This is a genomic window from Streptomyces sp. NBC_01551, assembly GCF_026339935.1.
Classification (GTDB): domain Bacteria; phylum Actinomycetota; class Actinomycetes; order Streptomycetales; family Streptomycetaceae; genus Streptomyces.
The window spans coordinates 2,990,001-3,016,681 of record NZ_JAPEPX010000001.1 but is presented as its reverse complement, the minus strand read 5'-3'; the positions used below and the strand labels follow the sequence as shown (position 1 = coordinate 3,016,681).

Sequence of the window (26,681 nt, the reverse complement as noted above, 5' to 3'; positions counted from 1 at the left end):
AAAGGGAGTTGGGCACATTGACCCGCTCATCGCGGACCCCCGTAGTTCCGGAGGTGCCTCCCGTGCGCCAGTTTTCCGCTTCCCTCCGACTGGCCGTCACCGCGCTCGCGGTCGCGGCGACGGCGGGCTGCATGAGTGTCGGCGCGGACGCCGCGAAGCCCGGGCCGTCCTCCCCGGTGGACCGCAAGGGCGCGGACGCCGGGTCCGGCGGGGGCTCCACGGCCGGCCGGGGCTCCGGGGTCCACGGCAACGGCCACGGGGCGAAGGACGGGACGGGCAAGCCCGGCGGCAAGCCGGGCGAGGACGGCAAGGCCTCCGGCGCGACCGGGGCCTCCCCCAGCCCGGGCACGCCGGCGGGTCCGCCCGGAGCCCCCTCGCCGACGGCCGCGCCGGGCGGCGGGGCGGGCGGCCAGGGCCCCCAGCAGCCCTCTTCGGGCGGTGGTGCCTCCGGAAGCGGCGGATCCGGCGGTGCCGGTGGTTCGGCCGGTGCCGGTGGGGCGGGCGGGTCGGGTGGTACCGCTCCCACCCCGACGCCGGAGCCGCCGACCCCGGAGCCCCCTGTGACGGAACCCACGCCGGTCCCGACACCTCCGGAGCCGCAGCCGAGCACGGACCCGGGCGGGCAGCCGCAAGCCCTCGGGGCTCTCTGAATCCTCTGACGGGTGGCATCTGTGCAGGTCAGGACCGTTTCGGGTGGAGTGACTTGCCAGACCCCGGGGAGGGTGCGTATGGTTATAGATCGTTTGATCCCATTGCCCGGCGCCGAATCCGAAGAGCGCCGTGTGGCGCGTACTCTCCCTAGCCGTGGCTGACCGCATTGAGGCGGTCGATTTGCGATTCACGGAGTTTGGGCGCGTGCCGAGACTCCGGAAGGTTTCGCATTTCGCATGTCCATTTCCAGTTCTGACCGTGCCGTCATGCCCGAGAACGACTCGAACGAGATCGTCGCCGACGCCGAGACCCTTGCGGTCACCGAGGCCATCGAGGCCGCTGAGGCGAACGAGATCATCGAGGCTCTTGAGGCCGACGTGACGACCGACCAGTCCACTGACGACTTCGAGGACGACGCCGCCGGCGCCGAGCCCACCATCACCTTCGGCGACCTCGGTCTGCCCGAGGGGATCGTGCGCAAGCTCGCCCAGAACGGCGTCACCTCCCCCTTCCCGATCCAGGCCGCGACCATCCCGGACGCCCTGGCCGGCAAGGACATCCTCGGCCGCGGCCGCACCGGCTCCGGCAAGACCCTCTCCTTCGGTCTGCCGACCCTGGCCTCCCTGGCCGGTGGCCACACCGAGAAGAAGAAGCCCCGCGCGATCATCCTCACGCCGACGCGTGAGCTCGCGATGCAGGTCGCGGACGCCCTCCAGCCCTACGGCGACGTGCTCGGCCTGAAGATGAAGGTCGTCTGCGGCGGTACCTCCATGGGCAACCAGATCTACGCCCTGGAGCGCGGTGTCGACGTCCTCGTCGCCACCCCGGGCCGTCTGCGCGACATCATCAACCGCGGCGCGTGCTCCCTGGAGAACGTCAAGATCGCCGTCCTCGACGAGGCCGACCAGATGGCCGACCTGGGCTTCCTGCCCGAGGTCACCGAGCTGCTCGACCAGATCCCCGGCGGCGGCCAGCGCATGCTCTTCTCCGCCACCATGGAGAACGAGATCGGCACCCTGGTCAAGCGCTACCTGTCCAACCCCGTCACGCACGAGGTCGACAGCGCGCAGGGCAACGTCACGACCATGACGCACCACGTCCTCGTCGTGAAGCCGAAGGACAAGGCGCCGGTCACGGCCGCCATCGCCGCCCGCAAGGGCCGCACCATCATCTTCGTCCGCACCCAGCTGGGCGCCGACCGCATCGCCGAGCAGCTCATCGAGGCCGGCGTGAAGGCCGACGCGCTGCACGGCGGCATGACGCAGGGTGCCCGCACCCGCGTCCTCGCGGACTTCAAGGACGGCTACGTCAACGCGCTCGTCGCCACCGACGTCGCCGCCCGCGGCATCCACGTCGACGGCATCGACCTGGTCCTGAACGTGGACCCGGCCGGTGACCACAAGGACTACCTGCACCGCTCGGGCCGTACCGCCCGCGCCGGCAAGTCCGGTGTCGTGGTCTCGCTGGCGCTCCCGCACCAGCGCCGTCAGATCTTCCGCCTGATGGAGGACGCGGGCGTCGACGCCTCGCGCCACATCGTCCAGGGCGTCGGCGCGTTCGACCCCGAGGTCGCCGAGATCACCGGTGCGCGTTCGCTCACCCAGGTCCAGGCCGACTCGGCGAACAACGCCGCCAAGCAGGCCGAGCGTGAGGTCGCCGACCTCACCAAGCAGCTGGAGCGCCTGACCCGCCGCGCCGCGGAGCTGCGCGAGGAGGCCGACCGCCTCGTCGCCCGTTCCGCCCGTGAGCGTGGCGAGGACCCGGAGGCCGCTGTCGCCGAGGTGGCCGAGGCCGCCGAGGCCGAGGTCGCCGCCCAGCTCGCGGCCGCGCCGGTCGCCGAGGAGCGTCCGGCCTTCCAGAGCCGTGACGAGCGGGGCAACTACGAGCGCCGCGACAACCGTCGTGACGACCGTGGCGACCGCGGTGGCGACCGTGGCGGCGACCGCGGCGGTTTCCGCCGTGACGACCGTCCGTCGGGTGGTTTCCGTTCCGGTGGTGACCGTCGTGACGACCGCGGTGGTGACCGTGGTGGTTTCCGTCGCGACGACCGTCCGTCCGGTGGCTTCAACCGTGACGACCGCGGTGGCGACCGTGGTGGCTTCCGCCGTGACGACCGTCCGTCGGGTGGTTTCCGTTCCGGTGGTGACCGTCGTGACGACCGCGGTGGTGACCGTGGTGGTTTCCGTCGCGACGACCGTCCCTCGGGTGGCTTCAACCGTGACGACCGCGGTGGCGACCGTGGTGGCTTCCGTCGCGACGACCGTCCCTCCGGTGGCTTCCGCTCCGGTGGCGACCGTCCGTCCGGTGGCTTCAACCGTGACGACCGCGGTGGCGACCGTGGCGGCTTCCGTCGCGACGACCGTCCCTCCGGTGGCTTCCGCTCCGGCGGTGACCGTCCGTCCGGTGGCTTCCGCTCCGGTGGCAGCGACCGCCCCTCCGGCGGCTTCCGCTCCGGCGGCGCCGGCGACCGCCCGTACGGCCGTCGTGACGACCACCGCCCCTCCGGCTCCGGTTCCACCGGTTCCTTCGGCGGCCGTCGTGACGACAAGCCGCGCTGGAAGCGCAACGGCTGACGCCTGAGCGCCAACTGACCGAGACTCGGCCCCCACAGCACTCCGGTGCGGTGGGGGCCGAGCCCGTTTCCGGCCCCGCCGCGGGCCCGGACACGAAGAAGCGCCCCGCCCGGCGAAAACCGGACGAGGCGCTTCCTGAGCAGTAGGCCATGTCGGACTCGAACCGACAACCAACGGATTAAAAGTCCGCTGCTCTGCCAATTGAGCTAATGGCCCTCGGCGTGCTCACCCCAGAGCATAGCCGGAGAGGGGCGGATGACCGATCGGGTATCGACCGGAGTGGCCCCGGCGGTTTCCCGCCAACCCCCGTCGGCGTGGGGAGTTGATGGCGAGCCGGGCCACCGGGCCGGCCGGCGCCCGGTTCCCGAAGCCCGCCGCAGAGGCCCGCGCAGGCTGTCTTTGGGCACCGAAATGGGCTCTGACCTGCGGTGATGACCGTCAGGGTGATGGTCCGGCGGTTAATTGGCGTAGCCCGTCCCACAGATGGCGTAGAGTTGGGTTTACCGACGCGGGGTGGAGCAGCTCGGTAGCTCGCTGGGCTCATAACCCAGAGGTCGTAGGTTCAAATCCTGCCCCCGCTACTCAGTACGAAGGCCCGGTTCCCTTGGGGGAGCCGGGCCTTCGTCGTTCCCGCGTACGGGCCCGTGCCCGCCGAGGGCCGACGGCCCGTCACCCGGTCGGCCCGGCCGGGTCGCCGCGGGGGCGTCCTTGCGGCCAGCCTTGAGAGGCGAGGCGGCAGCGGCCCCCGTGCGAGGGACCGGGCAGGAGAACAGCGTGGTGGGGCTGGGGCAGCGGGAGAACGGCGAGCGCGTGGGCGGTGTGGCCCGGGGCGTGGTCCGGGTGATGCCCCTCGCGCTGATCGTGCTCGGGTTCTTCTTCGACCTGCTGACCCCGCCCAACTTCACCGGGTCCCCCTTCTTCACCGCGGCCCCGCTGATCGCCGCCTCGGTGTTCTCGCTGTGGGCGACCGCCCTGGCCGGAGCCCTGTCCTCGCTCGCCGTGGTCGTGCTGCACCTTGCCAACAGCACGTTCTGGAAGGTGGAGGCGCTGACCGAGCTGGCCACCGTCATCACCGTGTCCGGGCTTGCCATCCTGATCAACCGGGTCGTACGACGCAGCGGCGAGCGGCTCGCCTCGGCGCGCGGCATCGCCGAGGCCGCCCAGCGGGCCGTGCTGCCCAAGCCCGCCGAGCGCATCGGGGGCCTGCACGTCTCCGCGCGGTACGAGGCCGCCCAGGCGGACGCGTTCATCGGCGGGGACCTGTACGCCGTCCAGGACACCCCGTACGGGGTGCGGCTGGCGGTCGGGGACGTCCGGGGCAAGGGGCTGGGCGCCGTGGAGGCCGTCGCGGTGGTCCTGGGCGCCTTCCGGGAGGCGGCGGAGACCGAGCCGACCCTGGAGGGCGTCGCGCAGCGGCTGGAGCGGGCGCTGGCCCGGGAGGGCAGCAGGCGCGACAGCCTGGACGCGTTCGAGGGGTTCACGACCTGCGTGCTCGGGGAGATCCCGCCCGAGGGCGGGGCGCTGCGCCTGGTGAACCGGGGGCACCCCGAGCCGCTGCTGCTGTCCGCCGACGGGAGCCTGGCGGTGCTCGCCCCGGCGGAACCGGCGCTGCCGCTGGGCATGGGGGAGCTGGCGATGTGGCCGGACCGGGCCGAGCAGTGGCCCTTCCCCGAAGGCACCACCCTGCTCCTCTACACCGACGGGCTGACCGAGGCCCGGGACCGGGCGGGGGAGTTCTACGATCCGGCGGTCCGGCTGCGCGGCAGCGTCTTCTCCGGGCCGGACGCGCTGCTCAGCGCGCTCAGCACCGATGTGCGCCGGCATACGGGCGGCGGGGCGACGGATGACATGGCCCTGCTCGCGGTCGGCCGGCCGGGGGAGCGCCAGCCGGAGCGGCGGCGGACCGTACCGGTGGTGCGGCGCGAGGGCGCGTAATGCGAGGGGGCGTGACGCGAGGGGGCGTGACGCGATGGTGCGCAACGTGACGGTAACTGTTCGTAATTGAACGGGCGCTCTGTGCAAGATACTTGACGGACCGTCAAGATACGGCTGTGGCTGGAGTGATGCGGGTTTCGGCCGATTTTTGCCCGAGTTGATCCCAATTAGAGGCAAAAGTCCAGGCCAAGGCTGCGCGTTGAGTGGCTGGATTGTGTGAATGTTCCAGCACAACAGCTTGGAATCACTCCCCCGCGTCTATTACCGTTCGATAACGCAGCGCGGTCGTCCCAGCCGTCGCAAGAGACGGCGCCGTGCGCGTGCGCGTCAATGAGGAGTGTGCCCCGGTGGCCTCCAACTTGCCTGCCTCTGAAGGCATGGACATCCAGGATCAGCCCACCGCGGGTGCCTGGGGCGAGTGGAACCCCACCGAGGACTCGGTCCGGCCGGTGAGAGGCAAGCACCGAGTGGCCAAGCAGCGCGGGGGACTTGCCCGCAGCTCCACCGTGCTGGGCGTCGGCGTCATCGCGGCGGTCGGAGCGGGTGGCATCGCCACCGCGCAGGACCGCCCCCAAGTCGCCATATCCATGCCGTCGTTGCCCGACCTGCCCGGCGGCTTCGGCGACACGGATCACGGTGCGGGCGGTGCGGATGGTGCGGGCGGCGCGTCCGGTGCGGAGGCCTCCGGTGGCTCCGGTTCCCACTCCGGAGCCCCCGCCGCGCGGACCGGGGTCCTCGCGGCGCAGCAGACGCAGTCGGGTTCCGGCGCCGGCGAGGTGCTGCTGAACCGGATCCTCCAGCAGGCCGAGTCACAGCAGGACGCGGCGGTCGCGCAGGACCGCGCGGCGGCCGAGCTGGCGGCCAAGGAGGCCGCCGCCAAGGAGGCCAAGGAGCAGGCGGAAGTCGCCCGTCAGGCCGCCGACAAGCAGGCCGAGGACGCCCGCAAGGCCGCGGAGAAGGCGGCCGCCGAAGCCAAGGCCGAGGCGGACGCGGCCGCGGCACAGGCCAAGGAGGCGAAGGCGTCCGGCGGATTCTCCCTGCCGACCTCCGCCTACACCCTCACCTCGCACTACGGCGACTCCGGCTCCATGTGGTCCTCCGGCCACCACACCGGCCTCGACTTCGCCGCCCCGACCGGCACCCCGGTCAAGGCCGTGGGGAAGGGGAAGATCACCTCGGCCGGCTGGTCCGGCGCGTACGGCTACCGGATCGTGCTCCAGCTCGATGACGGCACGGAGATCTGGTACTGCCACCTGTCCTCGATGTCGGTGACCTCCGGCGCGGTCGGCGCGGGCGACACCATCGGCCGCGTCGGCGCCACCGGCAACGTCACCGGAGCCCATCTCCACCTGGAAGTACGCAAGGGCGGCTCGACGATGGACCCGCTGGCATGGCTGACCTCGAAGGGCCTGAACGTCTAGAGGCCGGTACGACGGCCACCGCGCCGACCGGGCCCGGCGACGGGCCGGTCGCGCCCAGGGTGGTCGCGCCCAGGGTGGTTGAGCTCAGGGTGGTCGCGGTCGAGTCGGCTGTCGTCGGGGCGAGGGTTGTCGGGCCGGCTGGCGTCGGGCCGGCCGCCGCCGGTCCGGTTCCCGGGGCGGGCGCCCGGGTGAGGTCGGGCCACCAGGCCGGGTCTTCGGCGGCGCGCGGCGGGAGCAGCTCCTCCAGGACCGCCGCCCGGGACAGCGCGGGCCCCGCGGTCGCCCGGAGCATCCACAGCCCCTCCAGTAACTCCTGCTCCCGGCGCGCGAACTCGGGCTGCCACGCCGCCCCGCCCCGCCTGGCCCGCCGGCGCAGCAGCGCCAGCGCGGCCGCGTCCGCCGCGTACCGGGACACCGCCCGCCCCGCCGCCCGGCCTCCGCTGTGCCGGGCCAGGGCGCAGGCCAGCGACCGGGCCGGCATCGACGCCAGCGCCGGAACCTCGGCCGGACCGAGCCAGCCCGCCGAGGCGTACACCGCCAGCTCGGCGGCGACCGCCCGCAGCCGGCGACGCCGCATCCGCACCGCGAGCAACAGCAGCGCCCCGAACACCGGGACCATCACGGAGCCGTACACCACGTAGAACCCGTACTCCCCGAACCGCGAGGAGCTGTTCCACAGCGCGTGCGTCCCCATGGCCAGCGCCAGGCCCAGCAGCGGCAGCCCGATCCGGCGGGCCCGGCCGGCCCCGAGCGCGGCGGCCCCGAAGCCGAGCCCGGTGAGCACGGTGAAGAGCGGGTGCGCGAACGGCGACACCATGACCCGGACGAAGAAGGTCGCGGCCGTCATCGACTCCAGCACGCCGGTACCGCTGGCCAGGTCCTCCCCGTAGGCATTGCCGAGGTAGAGGATGTTCTCGGTGAAGGCGAAGCCGGTCGCGGTGATTCCGGCCGCCACCAGACCGTCGGCGGGGCCGGTGGACTGCCGTCTTCGGAACACGAACACCAGCAGCACGGCCGCCGCCTTGGCGAGCTCCTCGACCACCGGGGCGATCGCCACCGACCCGAGCCGGTCCGCGGCCGAGGCGTCGGCGGTGGCCCTGGCTATCCACTCGGTGGCGAAGCTGTTGGCCAGTATGGCGATCAGCGCGGCCGTACCGGCGCCCCAGCCGAAGCAGAACAGCAGCTCCGCGCGGGGCCGGGGCGCGGCCCGGCCCACCCATCCGAACGCCGCGAGCAGCGGCGGCACCGGCAGCACGGCCAGGCCCAGGCCGACGAAGAACCCGGGCGTGCCCGTCTGCTCCCGCACCAGCTCCAAGATCGCCAGCCCCGACAGCGTCAGGACGGCGAGCAGCGTGACGAGCACGCACGTACGGACCGCGCCCGACGGGCGTGCGAGCACGGAAGACAGCGCTCGGAGCACACGATGACTCTAGCGAGCGGGTCTGACACGGGGAGTTACCTGCGCCTCCCCGTCAGTCCTCCGCGTCAGTTCTCGGTGTTCGCCACGCGCCGGAAGAGCAAGTCGTGTACGACGTGGCCCTTGTCGAGGCCCTGGCCCTCGAACCGGGTGAGCGGCCGGAAGTCGGGGCGGGGCGAGTAGCCGCCGTCGGCCTGGGTGTTCTCGAAGTCGGGGTGCGCGGTGAGAACTTCGAGCATCTGCTCGGCGTACGGCTCCCAGTCGGTCGCGCAGTGCAGCAAGCCGCCGGGCGCGATCCGGGTCGCGGCCAGGGTCAGGAACTCGGGCTGGATCAGCCGCCGCTTGTGGTGACGGGCCTTGGGCCACGGGTCCGGGAAGTACACGCGCATCCCCGCGAGCGCGTCCGGCGGCAGCATCTCGCGCAGCAGGATGATCGCGTCGCCGTTCGCGACGCGGATGTTGGTGAGCCCGCCCCGCTCGGCGAGGGCGAGCAGGTTGCCCTGGCCGGGGGTGTGCACGTCGGCGGCGAGGATTCCGGTCGTGGGGTCGTCGGCGGCCATCTGGGCGGTCGCCTCGCCCATGCCGAAGCCGATTTCCAGGACGACGGGGAGCCCCTCGAACATCTCCTTGAGGTCGAGGACCCGGTGCCCGTCGATGTCCAGGCCCCAGGTGCCCCAGTGCCGCTTCAGGGCCTCGCCCTGGCCGGTGGTCACACGGCTGCGGCGCGGCTGGAAGCTGCGGATCCGGCGCTCGTGGTGCGAGCCGGCCGGGTCGGGCGACGGGCCTTCGGGGAACCGGGGCTCGGTCCGCCACTTCGGGGGGACGTAGGAGTTCGCCGCCGGGACGCTGGGCTGGGGATTCAGGGACTCAGACACAATCCCCAGATTCTACGACCCCACCCCCTGCCCCTCTCCTCGCCGCCACCCCTGCCCTGGCCGGGCGACAACCCGACAACCCCGGCCCGGCCCGGTCGCGCTGCTGCGGCCCGGGGGCGTTAGGAGGTGCGTAGGACCTTGAGGGCGCGGCTCGCGATTTCGCGGCCGATCGGGAGTGACGCGGTCGCCGCCGGCGAGGGGGCGTTCAGTACGTGGACCGTGCGCGGCGCGTCCCGGATCAGGAAGTCGTCCACCAGCGTCCCGTCCCGCAGGACGGCCTGCGCGCGGACCCCGGCCGCCGCCGGGACCAGGTCCGCCGCCGTCACGGCCGGCAGCAGCCGCCGTACCGCCTCGGTGAAGGCCGCCTTCGACAGCGAGCGGTGGATCTCCCCCGCCCCGTACCGCCAGTGCCGCGCGGCCATCCGCCAGGATCCCGGCCAGGCCAGCTCGTCCGCGACGTCCCGCGGGCGGACGACCCCCCAGCCGTACCCCTCCCGCGCCAGCGCCGGCACCGCGTTCGGGCCGACATGGACCCCGCCGCCGATCCCCCGGGTCAGATGGACCCCGAGGAAGGGGAACGCCGGATCCGGCACCGGGTAGACCAGCCCCCGCACCAGCGACGGCCGTGCCAGGTCGTAGTACTCGCCGCGGAACGGAACGATCCGCATCCCGGGGTCGTCCCCGGCCAGCCGCGCGACCCGGTCGCACTGCAGGCCCGCGCAGTTCACCAGGACCCGCGCGCGCACGACCACCCCGGCGGTGGTGCGCACCGCGACCCGGTCCGCGCGCCGCGAGATCAGGTCCGCCGCGCCGCCGTAGACGATCTCCGCGCCGGAGGACTCCGCCAGCTGCTCGGCGACCCGCCCGTAGTCCACGATGCCGGTCGAGCCGACGTGGATCGCCGCCAGCCCGCGCACCTCCGGCTCGTACTCCGCGATCTGCGCCGGGCCCAGCTCGCGCACCGGAATGCCGTTCTCCCGCCCCCGCTGGACCAGCGCGTGCAGCCGCGGCAGCTCGGCCCGCTCGGTGGCGACGATCAGCTTGCCCGTCACCTCGTGGGCGATGCCGTGCTCCGCGCAGAACTTGACCATCTCGGCGGCCCCGCGCACCGCGAACCGCGCCTTCAGCGAGCCCGGCCGGTAGTAGATGCCGCTGTGGATCACGCCGCTGTTGCGGCCCGTCTGGTGCCGGGCCGGGCCGGGTTCCTTCTCCAGGACCACGACCCGCGTCCCCGGGGCGAGCCGCGCGAGGGCATGCGCCGTCGACAGACCGACGATCCCGCCGCCGATCACCAGCACATCGCAGTCCACGCCGCGCCCGCCGCCCACGCTGCCACCTCCCACCCCTGCATACTGCACCCCGCCACTGACAAAGGGGTGACGCGGGGCTACGCGGGCGCCACGAGCAGCGGCCGCGCGCGCTCGCGCAGCTCCGCGACCCGCGGCTCGTCCCCGTACGGTTCCAGCCGGTGCAGCAGGTCCCGTACGTACTCGTTCGTCCGCGCGGACGAGATCCGCCCCGCGACCTCCACCGCCCGGGTGCCGGCCGCGCACGCCGCGTCGAGATTGCCCGACTCCAGCTCGGCGACCGCGCTCACCACCAGGCGCAGCCCGTGCGAGCGCGCGTACTCCTCCGTCGGCCGCGACAGCGCCTGCTCGGTGAACCGCCGCACCTGCCGGGGCAGTTTGAGATCCCGGTAGCATTCCGCCGCATCCGCCGCGAAACGGTCGTACGAGTAGAAACCCAGCCAGGTCGGATCCGCGTCGCCCTCCCGCGCCCGCTCCAGCCAGCCCTCCGCCGCCCGCAGCGCGGCCCCGGCGGCCGCCGAATCGCCCGCCTTCGCGTGCGCCCGGGCCTCCACCAGACGGAAGAAGCTCATGGTGCGCGCCGTCGCCAGCCCCCGGTTGCGCTCGACGGCCGCCTGCGCCAGGTCCACTCCCTCGTCCGGGAAGTCCCGGTACGTCGCCTGGAGCGACATCGAGGCCAGCACGTACCCGCCGAGCGGTACGTCGGCGGCCGCGCGGGCCAGGCGCAGCGCCTGGATGTAGTAGCGCTGCGCGGCCTCCTGCTGGCCGGTGTCGAAGGCCATCCAGCCCGCCAGCCGCGTCAGTTCGGCCGTCGCCCCGAACAGCGCCCGGCCCACCTCGTCCGAGTAGGAGCCCAGCAGCAGCGGCGCCGCGTCCACCCGCAGGCATTCCGGCACCATCGACGAACGCCAGTCCCCGCCGCCGTACTTGGAGTCCCAGCGGCGCGCGTCCTCGGCGGCCTCGCGCAGCTTCGTCACATCGCTGTGCCCGACCCGCTGCGGGGTCAGGTCCGAGGGCGTGACGGCGGCCGGTGCGGGCGCCGCCGGCACGGCGGCCACCGGTACGACGGCCGCCGGTACGAGTGCCTGCTCACCCGGCGCGTGCGGAGTTTCGGTCACCGGCTGCGCGGGCACAACCGTGGACGGCGGCCCCGCGCCCAGGCCTTCCGGCGGGGTTCCGGGAGCCGAGGCCGCCCGCGCGGAGCCGGAGCCCGGTTCGCGCGCCACCGAGCTGTCGGCCGGCGATATCAGCCAGCGCGAGGCCGGAGTCGCGTACGCCGACACGGCGAAGGAGCCCGCCAGCGACTGCCAGATACCGCCACCACCGCGCCGGCCCGCGAGGTCGAGGCGGTACAGATCGGTGGCCGAGCGCACCGCCGCGCCCACGTCGCGGGGGAAGGACAGACCCACCTCGGGCGCCGGATCCGCGTCCGCCAGACCGATCTCGTGCAGCGGCACCGGCCGCCCCAGCTTCGCCCCGATGGCGGCGGCGATCAGATGCGGGGCGGCGCCCTGCGGCACCATCCCCTTCGACACCCACCGGGCCACCGACGTCTTGTCGTACCGAAGCGTCAGGCCGCGCTGCGCGCCGAGGTCGTTGACCCGCCGGGCCAGCCCGGCGTTGCTGATGCCCGCCAGGGCGAGGACGGCGCCGAGCTTCTCGTTGGGCTCGCGGAGCTCCCTGGACATGCGCCACCCCTCGTCACACGCGGAACGCAGACGCCGCCGGGGCATAGGCGCCCGGCATTTCGTAAACCCAGCGTAGTTCCCCGCCTCCCAAGCGTTAAGGCCTCTTGTTCCGTATGGCGGGATTGTTGTCCGTATGCACAGTCGGGCCGGGGCCCGCGCCCGGGGCGCACGTCCCGCGGCGTGCTCCGCCCGTGTGGCCGTGCGCCCGGCCGTGCGCTCTGGCCGGTCGGGGGGTCCGGCGATTCGATGTGCGGTGCGTGGGTCGGCCCGCCGCGTTCGTCGGCGGGTCGGGGGATGCCGCTGCCTCAATCCCCGCGGGTGGCGGAACGGTCCGGGGGGCGGAACCCGCCCCCCGGACCGCAGCCGCGCGGCTTGCGCGCGGTCTGTGCGGGGCCGGCTCGGTGTGCGCGAGGTACGGGCTCGGGTGCGGGCCTCAGGTGGTCCGGGTGCCCCGGTGTGGCTCCGGTGCGGCCCCGCGTATGGCTCCGGCGCGCCTCGGCGCGGCCGCCGAACGACCTCGGCACGGCCGAAGATTGGCCGAAACCGACCTATCGGTCGGTGGGAACGGAACGCCAAATACCGCGTGGCGGGGGCGTGTTCGTTTGCATGTGCGCCCCCCATAACCCCTCTCGCACGCCTGTCTCGTGGCAGCATGGACCCGGAGCCACCCGGGGTTCGTCCGGCCGCGCCCTCAGCGCTGACCATGTCGTTTGCCCCGGTCATTTGCCCACAGGCTGGGGAGGCGGCGGTGCGCTGGTTGGTGGGCTGGAGCAGTATCGCCGCGAGCTTCGGCACGGCGGGACGGGTCTCCGGCCAGGGCGGATACGGGAACGGGACCGGCAGCGGGTCAGGCAACGGGTCAGGCAACGGCAACGGGCACCGCCGCGAGCGCGAGTACGGGCACCCGTACAGCGCCCCCGCGTACGGCGCGCAGGGCGGGTACGGCGCGCAGGGCCCGCAGGGGCATCCCCCGTACGGAGCCTCCCCGCACGGCGGCCTCGCGGACGCCGACCACCCCGACGACCTCTCCCCCGACGCCGAACGCACCGTCCACCCCGTCGGCGCCCAACTCCTGTGGGGCGACCCCGACCCCCTGTGGGCCGTCGGAGACTGGCGCCCCGACGAGATCCGCGCCGTCACGGCCGACCCCGCCGACCCCTTCACCCGCCTCGCCGTCCTCGGCTGCTGCGGCGCCACCGACGCCGAGCTGCGCCGCGCCCTGTACGCCGCCCGCGGCGGGGCCCTGCGCCACCTCACCGAGTGGTCCGGCAGCTACACCGCCGTCGTCCAGGCCGGCCGCCGCATCACCGTCCTCGGCGACCTCGCCGGCGCCCGGCCCGTCTTCTACACCCCCTGGGCGGGCGGCACCGCGTACGCCACCGCCGCCCTCCCCCTCGCCGACCTCATCGAGGCCCAGCTCGACATCGGCCACCTCGCGGCCCTGCTGGCCTGCCCCGACAGCCCGGAGGCACTGGGCGACGGCACACCGTACGTCGGCGTCCGCCGCATCCCGCCCGGGCACACGCTGATCCTGCGCGAGGGCTCGCGGGAGATCACCGGGTACGAGCCGGTGGCCTCGCTCGCGGTGGCCGCGCCCGAGGCCGATCCGCAGCGCGCGGTGGAGGGCGTACGGGAAGCACTGGTGGACGCGGTGCGCGCCCGGCTCACGGCACCCCGGCATGCTCCCGACATGCCGGCGCCCGATCCCGGACCGGTGCCCGGAATGGGCCCCGCCGACCGGCGCGCGGCCCGGGGCGCCCCGGCGCCCGTCCCCGGTGTGGGCGCCGACCTCTCCGGCGGCAGCGCCTCCGCGACGCTCGCCCTGCTCGCCGCCGGACTGCCGGGGGCGCCGGGCACGGTGCTCAAGCAGGCCGGGGAACGCCTGCTGGCCGTCACCTTCAACGACCTCGCCACCCCGCAGGGCCGCGAGGCCGAACTGGAACGCGCCCACGCCCTCGCCTCCAACCCGCGCCTGCACCACGTCGTGGTGGCCGCCGCCGAGGAAGCCCTCCCGTACGCCGAGCTCGACGGCCCGCTCACCGACGAACCCGGGCCCTCGCTCGTCTTCGCCGCCCGCGAGCGGCGCCGGCTCGCCGCCGGCTCGGCCGACCACTTCGTCGGCCACGGCGCCCGCCAGGTCCTGGACGCCCACCCGGCCCGGATGGCCGACCTCCTGATGGACCGCCGCAGACGCCACCTGCTGCGCCCGGTCGCAGCCCTGGCCCGCGCGACGCCCGGGGACTCCCTGCTGGTCCCGTTCTCCGTCTACTCGGCGGCCCGCCGGCTCGCCCGTACGCCGTACCGCGCGGGCATGGAGGCCGCGGCGGCCCGGCTCCGCGACGGCTCCGGAGCGGGCGGCGCCCCGGACGTCTCGACCCCGGCCGACGCCTCGCTCGCGGCGCTGACCTGGTCCCGGCCCGGGCCGGCGGCCGGCTGGCTGACCGGGGAAGCACTGGCGGAAGTATCGATCCGCCTTTCGGCCGCCGCGGGGCGGCCCCCGCTGTCCCTGCGGCCGGGAGAGGCGCGGGCCCGCGCCGTCCTGAGCCGGCACGCCGCCGACCACCGGGTCTTCGAACAGGCCGTCGAGGTCCGCAGCCAGCGCCTGCACGCCCCGTTCCTGGACAACCAGGTCCTACGGGCGGCCCGCGCGCTCCCCGAGTCCCTGCGGGTCCAGCCCGGGGCGCGGGCCGCGATCCTGCGCAGCGTGCTGTCCTCGGCGGGCGTCCGCGACCTCCCGCCGGGCTGGGGCGCGACGACCCACGCCCCGAACGAGACGGCGACCCGGCTGGGTCTGCGGGCGGCCCTGGAGGACCTGCTGGCGCTGTTCGCCGCCCCGCTGCTGGCGGACGCGGGGCTGATCGAGGCCCGCGTCGTCCAGCAGGCGCTGCTCGACGCGGCGGACGGGCACCCGGTCCCGCTGGACGGCCTCGCCGAACTCGTCTCGATGGAGCTGTGGCTGCGCCGCCTCCTGGCCCGCCGGGGCACCTGCTGGACGGGCACCACCACCCCCCGCCGCCGCGCGGTCCCCACCGGCATCCCCCTCCGCCGCCCGGCCCTGTCCTGACGGGCCACCCCCGCTGCCTGCCGGGGGTGACCCGCCGCTGTTGGCCGGGTCCGGCTCCTGGCAGTGCCGTCGCAGACGGCCCGCTGCGGGCGCGGCCCGAGCGCACCCCGGCGGCCGGCCCGGAGGTGATCCGGCTGTCGCTGCGCCCCCGCAGTGCCGTCGCAGACGGCCCGCTGCGGGCGCGGCCCGAGCGCACGCGGCGGCCCGCCCAGTGGCGGCCCCGCAGGGGCTGCGCCGGTCCCCCGCCGCGGCGGGGCCGAAAACCCCGGTCGCTCCCGGCGCGGGCAGGGCAGAATTGCCCAGTGCGGTACCTCATCCTTGGCGTCACCCAGGCGCGCGACGAGACCGGCGCCCCCCTCCCCATCGGCGGCGCCCGCCTGCGCGCGCTCCTCACCGCCCTCGCCCTCCGCGCCGGCGGCCCGGCCGTCGCCGTCGCCGACCTGGTCGACGAGGTCTGGGGCGACGACCCGCCCCAGGACGCCCCCGCCGCCCTCCAGGCCCTCGTCGCCCGGCTACGCCGCGCCCTCGGCGCCCGCGACAGCATCCACGCCGACCCCACCGGCGGCTACCGCCTCGCCGTCGCCGACCGCGACGAGGTCGACCTCCACCGCTTCACCCGGCTCGCCCGCCAAGGCGCCCGCGAACTCGCCGCCGGCGACCCCGCCACCGCCGCCACCACCCTCCGTACCGCCCTCGCCCTCTGGCGCGGCCCCGCCCTCGCCGACCTCCCCGAGCCCGCCCGCACCGCCCACGCCGCCGCCCCCGAGGCCCGCCGCGCCACCGCCCTGCGCGACCGCATCGAGGCCGAGCTGCGCGCCGGCGCCGCCGACCCGGCGTCCCTGCTCCACGAGATCGACACCCTGATCGGGCAGAACCCGTACGACGAACGCCTACGCGCCCAGCAACTCCGAGCCCTCCGAGCCGCCGGCCGCCCCGCCGACGCCCTCGCCGCCTACGAGCGCACCCGTCGCGCCTTCGCCGAAGGCCTCGGCACCGACCCCGGCCCCGAACTCGCCGCCCTGCACGCGGAGCTCCTCCAGGCACCGCCCCAGGCACCCCACGCCCCCAAGGGGAACCTCCGCCCCCGCCTCACCTCCTTCGTCGGCCGCGAGCCCGAACTCGCCGCCCTGCGCACCGACCTCGCCCGCCTCCGCCTCATCACCCTCACCGGCCCCGGCGGTTCCGGGAAGACCCGCCTCGCCGAGCACGCGGCCACCGCCGACCCCGAACCCGGCTGGCTCGTCGAACTCGCCCGCCTCGACCACCCCGCAGCCGTCCCCGACGCCGTCCTCAGCGCCCTCGGCCTGCGCGAGAACACCCTCGTCGCCCGTGAGAAGACCGCCCCCGACGACCCCACCGCCCTCCTCCTCGAACACTGCGCGCACCGCAGCCTGCTCCTCGTCCTGGACAACTGCGAGCACGTCATCGGCGCCGCCGCCGAACTCGCCGAGCGCCTCCTGACCCACTGCCCCGGCGTCCGGGTCCTCGCCACCAGCCGCGAACCCCTCGGCGTCCCCGGCGAACACGTCCGCCCCGTCGAACCGCTGCCGGCCGACCCCGCGCACCGCCTCTTCGCCGACCGCGGCGCCGCCGCCCGCCCCGGCTTCACCCCCGACGAGGACCCCGACGCCGTCGCCGAGATCTGCGCCCGCCTCGACGGGCTCCCGCTCGCCATCGAGCTGGCCGCCGCCCGGCTGCGGCTGCTCACCCCGCGCCAGATCGCCGACCGTCTCGACGACCGGTTCCGGCTCCTGACCAGCGGCTCGCGCACCGTCCTGCCCCGCCAGCAGACCCTGCGCGCGGTCGTCGACTGGTCCTGGGACCTGCTGGACGAGCCCGAACGCGCCGTCCTGCGCCGCCTCTCGGTCTTCGCGGGCGGCTGCGACCTGGCCGCCGCCGAAGCCGTCTGCGCCGACGCCAACGCCGACGCCGACGCCGACGGCAACCGCGCCCTGGACGTCGCCGACACCCTCGGCTCCCTCGTCGACAAGTCCCTCGTCCTCGCCGACCCGCCCCCCACCGGCCAGGACACGGGCATGCGCTACCGCATGCTCGAAACCATCCACGAGTACGCCGCCGAACGCGCCGCCGCCGACCCCCGCGACCACGCCGCCACCGCCCGCCGCCACACCGCCCACTTCCTCGCCTTCGCCGAAGAGGCGGAACCCCTCCTGCGCTCCGCCGCCCAGCTCCCCTGGATCCGCCGCGTCGAGACCGAGTACGACAACCTCCGCACCGCCCTGGAGAGCGCCACCCGGCAGGAAGGGACGGCCGACCCCGAGACCGCCCAGCGCCTCGCCTTCGCCCTCGGCTGGTTCTGGTGGCTGCGCAACTACCGCCTCGAAGGCGCCGAATGGACCGCCAAGGTCCTCGCCGTCACCCCCGAGGACCCGCCCGAGGGCTCACCCTCGTACTGGCGCTTCATGCGCCTGACGGTCCTCCACGTCTTCCTGCTCGCCGAAGGCCGCTCCCTCGAGGAGTTCCGCACCCCCGAGTACGTCGAACTCGCCGCCCGGATCCGGAAGGCCTTCCGCGACAACAACGGCCCGGAATCCGCCGGCTTCCCCGGCATGCTCTGGCCCATGACCGGCTTCCTCACCGGCGAGGCCGTCGACCTCCACGCCAACCTCGACGAAGCCGTCGCGAACTGCCGCCGCCACGCCGGCGACTGGGAACTCGGCGTCGCCCTCATGCTCCGCACCCACATCGCCATCGACCTCACCGGCGGCCTCGCCACCGTCGAGGCCGACCTCGCCGAGCTCCACGAGATCGCCCACCGCGTCGGCGACCGCTGGACCCGCGCCCAGGTCGCCAGCGCCGCGGGCGAGTTCGCGCTCTCCCGCGGCCAGTACGATGCCGCCCGCGCCGAGTACGAGGAGTGCCTGCGCCTCGCGCACGAGGTCGGCGCCCACATCGAGGCGCCTTTCGCCCTGGCCCGCATCGCGGAGGCCGCCTTCTGCGCCGGGGACTTCGACACCGCCGAACGCGTCCTCGCCGAGGCCAACCGCGAAGCCGACCGGTTCGGCGGCGTGTACGACGTCCGCGCCTACGGCCGGCTCATCGCCGCACTGATAGCCCTCTTCCGCGACGCCCCCGACCGGGCCCGCGCCGAATGCGACCTGGCCCGGGTCGAAGCCGCCCAGTTCACCGTGCCCCCGCAGCTCACCGCCGGGATCGACAACGTGGACGCCGTCCTCACCGCCCGCGAACACGGTCCGGCGGCAGGCCTGGCCAAGGCCGCGCCGGCCCTGGCCGCGGCCGTCGCCGCCCGCTGCGCCGAACGCGTCCTGGCCTCGCTCGCCGAGACCGCGGCCGTGCTGCTGGCCCACGCCGACCGCCCCGCCGACTCCGTACGGGTCCTCGCCGCGGCCACCGCCTGGCGCGCCCGCTACCCCCGCTCCGTCCCGGAACGGCTGGCCCTGGACGGCCTCCCGGACCGCACCCGCGCCGCCCTCGGCCCGGACCGCCACGCCGAGGAAGAGGCGGCGGGCGCCGCCCTCACCCCGGCCGACGTCGTGGCCCTGCTCACCGGCGACTGATCCCCGGCAACCGATCCCCGGCAACTTCACCGGCAGCTGATCACCGAGTCGGCCCAGCTCCCCAGCACCGGCAGGCTGCCGCCCCCTGCCCGCTCCACCACCAGCCGCAGCGTCCCGCGCCCGGTCAGCGGGACCTCCACGGCCGCCGCCGGGTCCTCGTACCCGAGGACGGCGGACTGCCACAGCCGCTGCCCGTCCGCGTACACCGAGAACCGCACCTTGCCGTCCGTGAACTTCGACAGCCCGTCCACCCCGGCCCTCGCCGAGAAGGCCGTGCACTGCCGGTTCAGGGCGATCTCCACCGAGGAACGGGAATTGACCGTGATCCCCTGCCCGTACCGCCGGCCGTCGATCTCCAGCCCCCTGCGCTGCCACACCCAGCCGCTGCGCCAGGTCTGCACCTCGGGACCGGTGTGGTCCCCCAGGACCGACTGACCGATCCGGGACAGCGCGAACCCCTGCGCCGGCCTCGGCGCACTCGGCGTGGGCGAAGGCTTCACCGGGCTCGCCGACGGCCTGGGAGCCGGCTCCGGCTTCGGCCTCGGTTTCGTGGCGGGAGGCGCCGCCTGGGAGCGCGAAGGCGAGGGCGTCGCCCGCGGTGACGGCGGGGGAGTACTCCGCGCAGGCTGTACGGATCCCTTCGCGGCCGGTGTCTTCGCGGCCGTCGGGCTCGCCTTCGGCGCGGGCGGGGCGGAAACCACCGGAGCCGGCAGCACGGGCGCGGCCGCACTCGGCGCGGGCTTCGCCCGTACCGGCGCCTCGGCATCATCCCCGGCCAGCGCGAACACCACCCCGGCCGCCGCGGCGACGGCGATCCCGGCCGCCAGCGCCGCCTTGGCCGGCAACCCCAGCCCCTCGGAAACCACCGCGCCCCCGGCCCCACCGGCAGCCCCGGCGGACCCCCCGGCGGCGCCGGCTCCCGCAGCGGACCCGCCGGCAGCGCCCGCACCGGCCCCGCCGGAGCCGGCGGCAGCTGCCGCGGCCCCCGCCCCACCCGCGGCGACGGCCCCACCGGCCACCACCCCGGCCGCCTTCGCCGCGTACCCGGCGGCGAACCACCCGATGACCGCGACCGGCAGCAGCGCCGGAATCCCGGCGTTGACGTCCTTGAGCTCCCCGGCAGCCAGCCGGCACTTCGCGCACTCCTCCAAGTGCCCCCGCAGCCCCCGCTCGGCCCGCATCCGCAGCCCGCCCCGGGCATACGCGCCCAGCCGGTCCGCATACCGCGCGCAGTCGCCGCCCTCGCTCAGAGCCGAGCTCACATGCGCCTGGAGGTACGCCTGCTTGAGGCCCTCCCGGGCGCGGCTGGCCAGCACCGCGGTCGCGTTGGCGCTCAGCCCGAACAGCGGTGCGATCGCGCTCGGCGAGGCTTCCTCGACGGTGGTGTGCCACAGCACGGCCTGCCACCGCTCGGGCAGACTCCGGAACGCCTGCATCGCCAGTGAGCGCTCCGCCTCGTGCATCGCCCGGACCTCGGCGCCCAGCTCCAGGGTGTCGTCCCCGGACAGTCCGACGCCGCTGTCGGCGCCCGCGGCGGCCTGCTCCGCGAACACGGCGAAGTCCTCGACGAGTTGCTCGCGCCTGGCGGTCTTCGCCCAGGCGGCCGCGACCCGGCGCACGGTGGTCAGCAGGTAGGCCCGTACCGACTGGTCCGGCCCGGCCCCGCCCCGTACCGCCTGCAGCGTTCGCGCGAACACCTCGGCGGTCAGGTCGTCGGCGGTGTGCCCGTCCCGGCAGCAGGTCCGCGCGTAGCGCCGCACGGCATCGGCGTGCCGGCGGAACAGCTCCTCGTACGCACCGTCGTCCCCACCGCGCATCCGGGCGATCAGGTCGGCATCGGACGCCGGCCCCTCACCCCCGGGAGCGGCATGCCGCCCGCCCCGCCCCCGCTGCGCGGGCACCTGCCGCGCCGGCAGACTCCCGGTCCCGGTGCCAGTGGTCCCGGCCCCGGCTCCGCCGGCGGTCCCGGCCTCGCCGGCGCCGTCGAGTGACTCGTCCCGTCCGCCAACGCTCATCGAGGAAGCCCCCGCACGACACACTCAGACCGGTACACCGATCCAGCGTGTCACACGGCGGACGCATGCCGAAGCGCTCTCCGCACCATCCACTCATCTGGGCACAATCCGGCGAATCGCCGTACAGTTCTCACTCGTTCGAGCGAGCAGCCGTTCGATGCAGCGGTGTTCGTCGAGGGAAGCCGTGACCCGAGCGATCCAGGCCACGGCCGCCACTCCACACAGGAGCCGACGCGAATCCGCCGGACACTCCTAGAGCACGGAAGCTCCCGCGCGACTCAGACCGTCCGGGACCGCAGCCCCTCCAGCAGGATGTCGAGCAGTCGGGCCGAAGCGGCGGCCTGCTGAGCCGGGTCCGGCAGCGCCGGCGCGGCGGTCGCTATCACCAGCAGCACATCGGCCACCGTGACATCGGTCCGCAGCTCACCCGCCTCCCGGGCACGGTCCACCAGCTGGCCGACCACCTCCAGGAGCGCACCCGCGCCCGCGTCCTGCGAAGGCTCGTCCTCGGCCGCGGCCCGCGAGCCCACGACGCGCAGATCGGGCGCCCCGGTCACGCCGGCCTGGCGCTGGTGCGGAACCCGCGCGGCCTCCGGCTCCTCGTCGCCGTCCTCACTGGCCGAACCCACCCGCAGCACCTGCGGCGGCAGCAGCCGCCCCGCGCCCGAGGCCACGGAGGTGCGCAGGAACCGCGACAGCGCCTGCCACGGCTCCTCCTCCTGGCCAAGCGCGGACTGGGCCTGCTCGGTCAGCCGGGCGGTCTCTTCCTCGGCTATCCGTCGGACCAGTACGTCCTTGCTCGGGAAGCGCCGGTACACGGTGCCGACACCGACCCGCGCACGCCGCGCCACATCCTCCATCGGAGCCCCGTAGCCGAGCTCGCCGAAGACCTCGCGGGCCGCGCGCAGGACATGCTCGAGGTTCCGCTGGGCGTCGACGCGCAGCGGCGTCGAACGGCCCACCGCGTGGGTCGTACCGCCCGCCATCACGCGCCCGTTGCTCTCGGTCGAGAGAGCGGTCGCAGAGCCATGGAAATCTGAAATGTGCATATGTTTCCCCCGGTAATCACTTGTCTCCCCCCGGAGACACTCCCCGCCTTCGTGTCGAGGGGGGCCACGGTCATGGGGCCCCGGTCCTACTCCTCGACGCATACGAACATAGTTGAGCCAGAGTCAATTCAGAAGAGGCAGCCCCGGACGGACCACCGCCCGATCGGAGCATTCACCCCCACTTTTCCGTTGCAAGCCCCCGGAATCACCCCCTCCGCAGGCTCTGACCTGCGGACTTAGACCCCCACTCAAGCCACCCGACAGCCCCGTCCCGGCCTCCCCACCGGTCACACAATTTGACGGGCCTGTGGACAAACTCCCGGCCACGTTGCGTCATGGGATGGTGAAGGCTGCTAACTCCCGGGGCACCGACCCCGGTACCCCGCCCCGAACGCGCATCCTCGTCGTCGGCGGCGGCTACGTCGGCATGTACACGGCTCTCCGCCTCCAGAAGAAGCTGAGAGCCGGAGAAGCCGAGGTCACGGTGGTCACGCCCGAGCCGTACATGACGTACCAGCCCTTCCTCCCCGAGGCCGCCGCCGGTTCGATCTCCCCACGCCACGTCGTGGTCCCGCTGCGCCGCGTCCTGAACAAGTGCCGCATCGTCATCGGCGAGGCCCGCACCATCGACCACGCCAAGCGCACCGTCACCGTCACCACCCTCGCCACCGAGGAGGAGGGCGCAGGCCCCACCGAGATCGAGTACGACGAACTCGTCCTCGCCCCCGGATCGATCTCCCGCACCCTCCCCATCCCCGGACTCGCCGACTACGCCATCGGCTTCAAGACCGTGGAAGAGGCCATCGGCCTGCGCAACCACGTCATCGAACAGATGGACATCGCCTCCTCCACCCGCGACCCCGCCATCCGCGACGCCGCCCTCACCTTCGTCTTCGTGGGCGGCGGCTACGCGGGCGTCGAGGCCCTCGGCGAACTGGAGGACATGGCCCGCTACGCGGCCCGGTACTACCACAACGTCAAACCCGAAGACATGAAGTGGGTACTGGTCGAGGCGAGCGACCACATCCTCCCCGAGGTCGGCCCCGAACTCGGCGTCTACACCATCCGCGAACTGCGCCGCCGCAACATCGACCTGCGCCTGGAGACCCGGCTCGAATCCTGCGAGAACCGCGTCGCCGTCCTCAGCGATGGCGCCCGCTTCCCCACCCGCACCGTCGTGTGGACCGCCGGCGTCAAACCGCACCCGATCATCGCGGCCTCCGACCTGCCCAAGAACGAACGCGGCCGGCTCGCCTGCACCGCCTTCCTCACCGTCGAGGGCGTCGAACACGCCTGGTCCGCCGGAGACGCGGCCGCCGTCCCCGACATCACGGCCGCCGAGAAGGGCACGGAATGCGCCCCCAACGCGCAGCACGCCGTCCGCCAGGCCAAGGCGCTCGCCGACAACCTCCTCGCCGCCCTGCGCGGCGAACTCCTCACCGAGTACGCCCACAAATACTCCGGTTCCGTCGCCTCCCTCGGCTTCCACAAGGGCGTCGCCCACGTCTACGGCCACAAGGTGAAGGGCTACCCTGCCTGGCTGATGCACCGCACCTACCACCTCAGCCGGATCCCCACCTTCAACCGCAAGATGCGCGTACTCGCCGAATGGACCCTCTCAGGTCTCTTCAAACGCGAGATCGTGTCCCTCGGATCCCTCGAACACCCCAGGGCAGAATTCGAACTCGCCGCAGGCGGGGGGCCGAAGGACCCCCCGAAGAAGAGCGAAGGCTGACGTTGTCAGTGCCTTCGGCCACACTGGACGTGTGACCATAGGTGGGCTCACACCTGCACAGAGTGACACCGTCCAGCGACCGAACCCCGGACACTTCCGGGGGAAACCCCAGCGCCAGCCGGGGAAGGCCGCTGGGGGAGACACAGCGACCACGAGCGACACCACGAGGCTTGAACGCAGTGAACTTCACGCGCTGGAGCGCCCGGTTCCCCGGAACGCAGCGTCGCGCCGCCGCCCGGTCCGAACACGGCGCCGCCCAGGCCAAGCGGGGCGAGGGCTCGGTCCCGGCCGCCCGCGGCGCGGCCGCCGGTCCCGCAGCCACGCCGGACGGACGCCCAGCCGACCCCACCGTCTGCGGTACGGGCTCGGGCACCGGAGCGAGCGCCGCGGCCCACGCCGCCGTGCCCTCCCTCGACGAACTCTCCGTACGGGAGGTCCTCGGTCGGCTCCCGGCCCTCGTCGCCCTCGTGCACGGCCCCGACCACCGCGTCGCCTACGTCAACGACGCCTACACCGCTGGCTTCGGCACCCGTACCACCGGCGCCCCGGCCCACGAGTCCCTCCCCGAACTCGGCGAGCTCGGCCTGCTCCCCCTCCTCGACCAGGTCCAGCGCAGCGGCAAGCCCCGTACCGCCAAGAACCGCACCGCACCCGGCGGCGGCAGCTCGTACACCGTCACCTGCACCCCGGTCGAGTTCCCCAAGGCCGACCCCGGAACCGACCCCGACCTCCACCACACCGGGGTCCTGATCCACCTCGCCGACGTCACCGACCACGCCGAGGCCGTCGAGCGCCTGCGCGCCAGCGAGCGCCGCCAGCGCGAGGCCGCCGTCACCCTCCAGCGCTCCCTCCTCCCGCAGGAGCTGGAACAGCCCGACGACCTCCGCATCGCCGCCACCTACCAGCCCGGCGGCACCGAGGCCGCCGTCGGCGGCGACTGGTACGACGTCATCACCCTCGGCGCCGGCCGCACCGCCCTCGTCATCGGCGACGTCATGGGCCGCGGCGTCCGCGCCGCCGCCGTCATGGGCCAGCTCCGCACCGCCGTCCGCGCCTACGCCCGCCTCGACCTCCCGCCCCACGAGGTCCTGCAACTCCTCGACGGCCTCGCCGCCGAGATCGACGCCAGCCAGATCGCCACCTGCGTCTACGCCGTCCACGACCCCAACGAGGGCCTGCTCGCCTACGCCTCCGCCGGCCACCTCCCGATCCTCGTCCGCGACGAGGACGGCACCGTCCGGCGCGCCGCCGACCCCACCGGCCCCCCGCTCGGCACCGGCGGCTGGCTCCACACCTCCGGCACCATCGCCCTCGGCCCGGGCTCCACCGCCGTCCTCTACACCGACGGCCTCGTGGAGCGCCGCGGCGAGGACATCGACGAAGGCGTGGCCGCCCTCGAACGCGCCCTCTCCGGGGCCCAGGGCACCCCGGCGGTCATCTGCGACCGCCTCATGCGCGCCCTCGGGGTCGACGCCGACCATGACGACGACGTCGCCGTCATGGTCCTCCAGCAGCCCGCCCGCACCGGATCCGACGCCGAGCTCTTCCACAACGCCGCCCTGGAACTCCTGGGCGGCGTCGAGGCCGCCCCGCGCGCCCGCGCCTTCGCGTCCGGAGTCCTCGCCTCCTGGCGCTTCCCGGTCGAGCTGTGCGACCTCGGCGTCCTTGCCGCCAGCGAGCTCGTCGCGAACTCCCTCCAGCACGGCACCCCGCCCATGCGTCTGCGGCTGCGCCGCACCGACCGCCGCCTGATCATCGAGGTCACCGACGGGGACGACCACCTCCCGCGCCGCCGCCGCGCCGAACCGGCCGACGAGACCGGCCGCGGCATCTCGATCATCGCCACCATCGCCTCCTCCTGGGGCTCCCGCCGCACCCCGGGCGGCGGCAAGGCCGTCTGGTGCGAGTTCGCCCTCCCGGACAAGTAGCCCGCACCCGCGGCCCGCACGCGCGCCCGCACACGCCGAAGGCCCCGGTCACCTGGACCGGGGCCTTCTCATACGTCTCAGTACGTCGTCCTACGCGGCGACGGGCTCGCCGACCTTGGAGCCGGCCGCCGGGCCCTGCGCCACGATCCGGCTGCTCGCCAGCGACGGGTTGTCCTGCACCGGGCTCAGCTGCTTCCCGAGCCGCAGCGCCAGCCCGGCGATCCCGAGCGAGACGAGGACGAAGATTCCGATGTAGAGCATCGGAACCCCCGCGCCCAGCGGCACACCGAGCGGCCCCAGTGCCAGCGCCATCTGCTTGACCAGCGCGAACGCCGAGTTGTACTGCCCGACGGAACCTTCCGGAGCCAGATCGGCCACCAGCGGCGCCAGCGTCGGCGACAGCATCGCCTCACCGATGCCGAAGAGCGCGTACGTGGAGATGAACGCCGCGGCGGCCATCATCGCGCTGCCGTGCCCCAGCCCCGAGAACCCGGCGATGACCCACGCCACGGTCCAGATCAGCCCGACCAGCGCGATCACCCGCGACCGACGCCGCTTCTCGACGAGCCGCAGCACCACGAACTGGGCGACGACGATCGCACCGGTGTTGGCGGCCAGCGCGAACCCGAGGGTGGACGGCGAGATCCCGGCGGCCTCGGTGCCGAAGGCGGCGAGACCGGACTCGAACTGGCCGTAGCAGGCGAAGAAGATCACGAAGCCCAGCACCAGCAGCTTCACCATCGCCCTGTGCCGCAGCAGCCGCTGCCGGCCACCGCCCGCCTGAGAGGCGTCCTTCGGTATGGAGTCCTTGATGCTCGGCGCGTGCGGCATCCGCACGGTGAGGATGACGCCGGCCAGCACCAGGAACATCGCGGCCTCGATGCCGAACAGCAGGGTGAAGCTGCCGGGCCGGCTCTCGTCGACGATCTGGCCGCCGATGAGGCCACCGATGCCCAGACCCAGGTTCTGCATGAAGAACTGCATCGCGAAGGACCGCGTCCGGGTGGCCGGCGTCGAGCACCACACGATCATCGTGGCCAGCGCGGGCTGCATCACGGCCTGCCCGGCGCCCAGCGCCAGGGCGGACAGCAGGATCGGCACGATCCCGGTGGAGAGACCCAGCGAGAGCGCCCCCACCGAGGCGGCGACCGCGGCACCCAGCACCACGGGGACGGGACCGCGCCGGTCGATGACCCGACCGGTGAAGGGCAGCGCGACAAGGGCACCCAGGGCGAACGCCACGAACGCGCTCGTGGCCGCCATGGAGCCCAGACCTCGCACCTGCGCCACATAGATGTAGAGGAACGGAACCGTGAAACCGATGCCGAACGCGGTCAGCGCGTTGCCGGCCTGGATCCGCCGCATCGCAGCGCCCATCACCTTGGTCACTTCTCACCTGCCTTGATAGCTAAAGCCTGAAGACTTCATACCTAAAGTTCGATGCTTAACTCTACACATCGAAGGAGTTAGATGCCAACGGCTCC

The 26,681-nt window shown here is 74.1% G+C and carries 15 protein-coding genes and 2 tRNA genes; 9 read left to right on the top strand and 8 right to left on the bottom strand.

The window, feature by feature from the left end:
- Positions 1 to 62 precede the first annotated feature (62 nt).
- Positions 63 to 650, top strand: coding sequence for a hypothetical protein (locus OG982_RS13370; RefSeq protein ID WP_266787090.1), 588 nt, complete (start codon positions 63 to 65; stop codon positions 648 to 650).
- Between the two features lie 237 nt (positions 651 to 887).
- Positions 888 to 3,224: a DEAD/DEAH box helicase gene (locus tag OG982_RS13365; protein WP_266948580.1), complete on the top strand. Its 2,337-nt coding sequence runs from the start codon at positions 888 to 890 to the stop codon at positions 3,222 to 3,224.
- A gap of 143 nt (positions 3,225 to 3,367) precedes the next feature.
- On the opposite strand, the gene OG982_RS13360 is transcribed toward OG982_RS13365, so the two are convergent.
- Positions 3,368 to 3,440 (bottom strand) — tRNA-Lys (locus tag OG982_RS13360).
- 291 nt (positions 3,441 to 3,731) lie between these two features.
- On the opposite strand from OG982_RS13360, the gene OG982_RS13355 reads away from it, so the two are divergent.
- From OG982_RS13355 to OG982_RS13345, 3 genes are all read left to right on the top strand, one after another.
- Positions 3,732 to 3,805: transfer RNA gene (locus tag OG982_RS13355), tRNA-Met, on the top strand.
- A gap of 262 nt (positions 3,806 to 4,067) precedes the next feature.
- Entirely contained in the window at positions 4,068 to 5,159 is a 1,092-nt protein-coding gene (locus OG982_RS13350) for a PP2C family protein-serine/threonine phosphatase (protein ID WP_266949907.1), read from the top strand.
- Positions 5,160 to 5,536: 377 nt separating this feature from the next.
- Entirely contained in the window at positions 5,537 to 6,580 is a 1,044-nt protein-coding gene (locus tag OG982_RS13345) for a M23 family metallopeptidase (protein WP_266787093.1), read from the top strand.
- Here the strand turns inward: OG982_RS13345 and OG982_RS13340 are convergent.
- The 4 genes from OG982_RS13340 to OG982_RS13325 form a co-directional block, all read right to left on the bottom strand.
- Complete coding sequence (locus tag OG982_RS13340) at positions 6,489 to 8,000, bottom strand: PrsW family intramembrane metalloprotease (protein ID WP_266948578.1); 1,512 nt, start codon at positions 7,998 to 8,000, stop codon at positions 6,489 to 6,491. The genes OG982_RS13345 and OG982_RS13340 overlap by 92 nt on opposite strands.
- 65 nt (positions 8,001 to 8,065) lie before the next feature.
- On the bottom strand, positions 8,066 to 8,872 hold the full coding sequence (trmB, locus tag OG982_RS13335; RefSeq protein WP_266787097.1) for a tRNA (guanosine(46)-N7)-methyltransferase TrmB: 807 nt from the start codon (positions 8,870 to 8,872) through the stop codon (positions 8,066 to 8,068).
- Between the two features lie 119 nt (positions 8,873 to 8,991).
- Positions 8,992 to 10,230, bottom strand: coding sequence for an L-2-hydroxyglutarate oxidase (gene lhgO, locus OG982_RS13330; protein ID WP_266787099.1), 1,239 nt, complete (start codon positions 10,228 to 10,230; stop codon positions 8,992 to 8,994).
- A gap of 29 nt (positions 10,231 to 10,259) precedes the next feature.
- A complete protein-coding gene (locus OG982_RS13325; protein WP_266948577.1) occupies positions 10,260 to 11,867 on the bottom strand; it encodes a sporulation protein in 1,608 nt (535 codons plus the stop codon).
- 748 nt (positions 11,868 to 12,615) lie between these two features.
- Between OG982_RS13325 and OG982_RS13320 the strand changes: the two genes are divergently transcribed.
- Together OG982_RS13320 and OG982_RS13315 are read left to right on the top strand one after the other, a co-directional pair.
- Positions 12,616 to 14,931 carry an asparagine synthase-related protein gene (locus tag OG982_RS13320; RefSeq protein WP_266787103.1) on the top strand — a complete coding sequence of 772 codons (2,316 nt, stop codon included), beginning with the start codon at positions 12,616 to 12,618 and terminating at the stop codon, positions 14,929 to 14,931.
- Positions 14,932 to 15,233: 302 nt separating this feature from the next.
- On the top strand, positions 15,234 to 18,470 hold the full coding sequence (locus tag OG982_RS13315; protein WP_266948576.1) for a BTAD domain-containing putative transcriptional regulator: 3,237 nt from the start codon (positions 15,234 to 15,236) through the stop codon (positions 18,468 to 18,470).
- Positions 18,471 to 18,496: 26 nt separating this feature from the next.
- Here OG982_RS13315 and OG982_RS13310 read toward each other — a convergent pair whose 3' ends face one another.
- Together OG982_RS13310 and OG982_RS13305 are read right to left on the bottom strand one after the other, a co-directional pair.
- On the bottom strand, positions 18,497 to 20,485 hold the full coding sequence (locus tag OG982_RS13310) for a sigma-70 family RNA polymerase sigma factor (protein ID WP_266948574.1): 1,989 nt from the start codon (positions 20,483 to 20,485) through the stop codon (positions 18,497 to 18,499).
- A 278-nt stretch (positions 20,486 to 20,763) separates the two neighbouring features.
- A complete protein-coding gene (locus OG982_RS13305) occupies positions 20,764 to 21,534 on the bottom strand; it encodes a TetR/AcrR family transcriptional regulator (protein WP_266787108.1) in 771 nt (256 codons plus the stop codon).
- A 340-nt stretch (positions 21,535 to 21,874) separates the two neighbouring features.
- Here OG982_RS13305 and OG982_RS13300 point away from each other — a divergent pair, with 340 nt between their 5' ends.
- Both OG982_RS13300 and OG982_RS13295 read left to right on the top strand, forming a co-directional pair.
- Entirely contained in the window at positions 21,875 to 23,269 is a 1,395-nt protein-coding gene (locus tag OG982_RS13300; RefSeq protein ID WP_266948573.1) for an NAD(P)/FAD-dependent oxidoreductase, read from the top strand.
- A 179-nt stretch (positions 23,270 to 23,448) separates the two neighbouring features.
- Positions 23,449 to 25,197 (top strand): ATP-binding SpoIIE family protein phosphatase, encoded by a 1,749-nt coding sequence (locus OG982_RS13295; protein WP_266949905.1) that lies wholly within the window; start codon positions 23,449 to 23,451, stop codon positions 25,195 to 25,197.
- Positions 25,198 to 25,287: 90 nt separating this feature from the next.
- On the opposite strand, the gene OG982_RS13290 is transcribed toward OG982_RS13295, so the two are convergent.
- A complete protein-coding gene (locus OG982_RS13290; protein WP_266949903.1) occupies positions 25,288 to 26,574 on the bottom strand; it encodes an MFS transporter in 1,287 nt (428 codons plus the stop codon).
- Between the last annotated feature and the right edge of the window lie 107 nt (positions 26,575 to 26,681).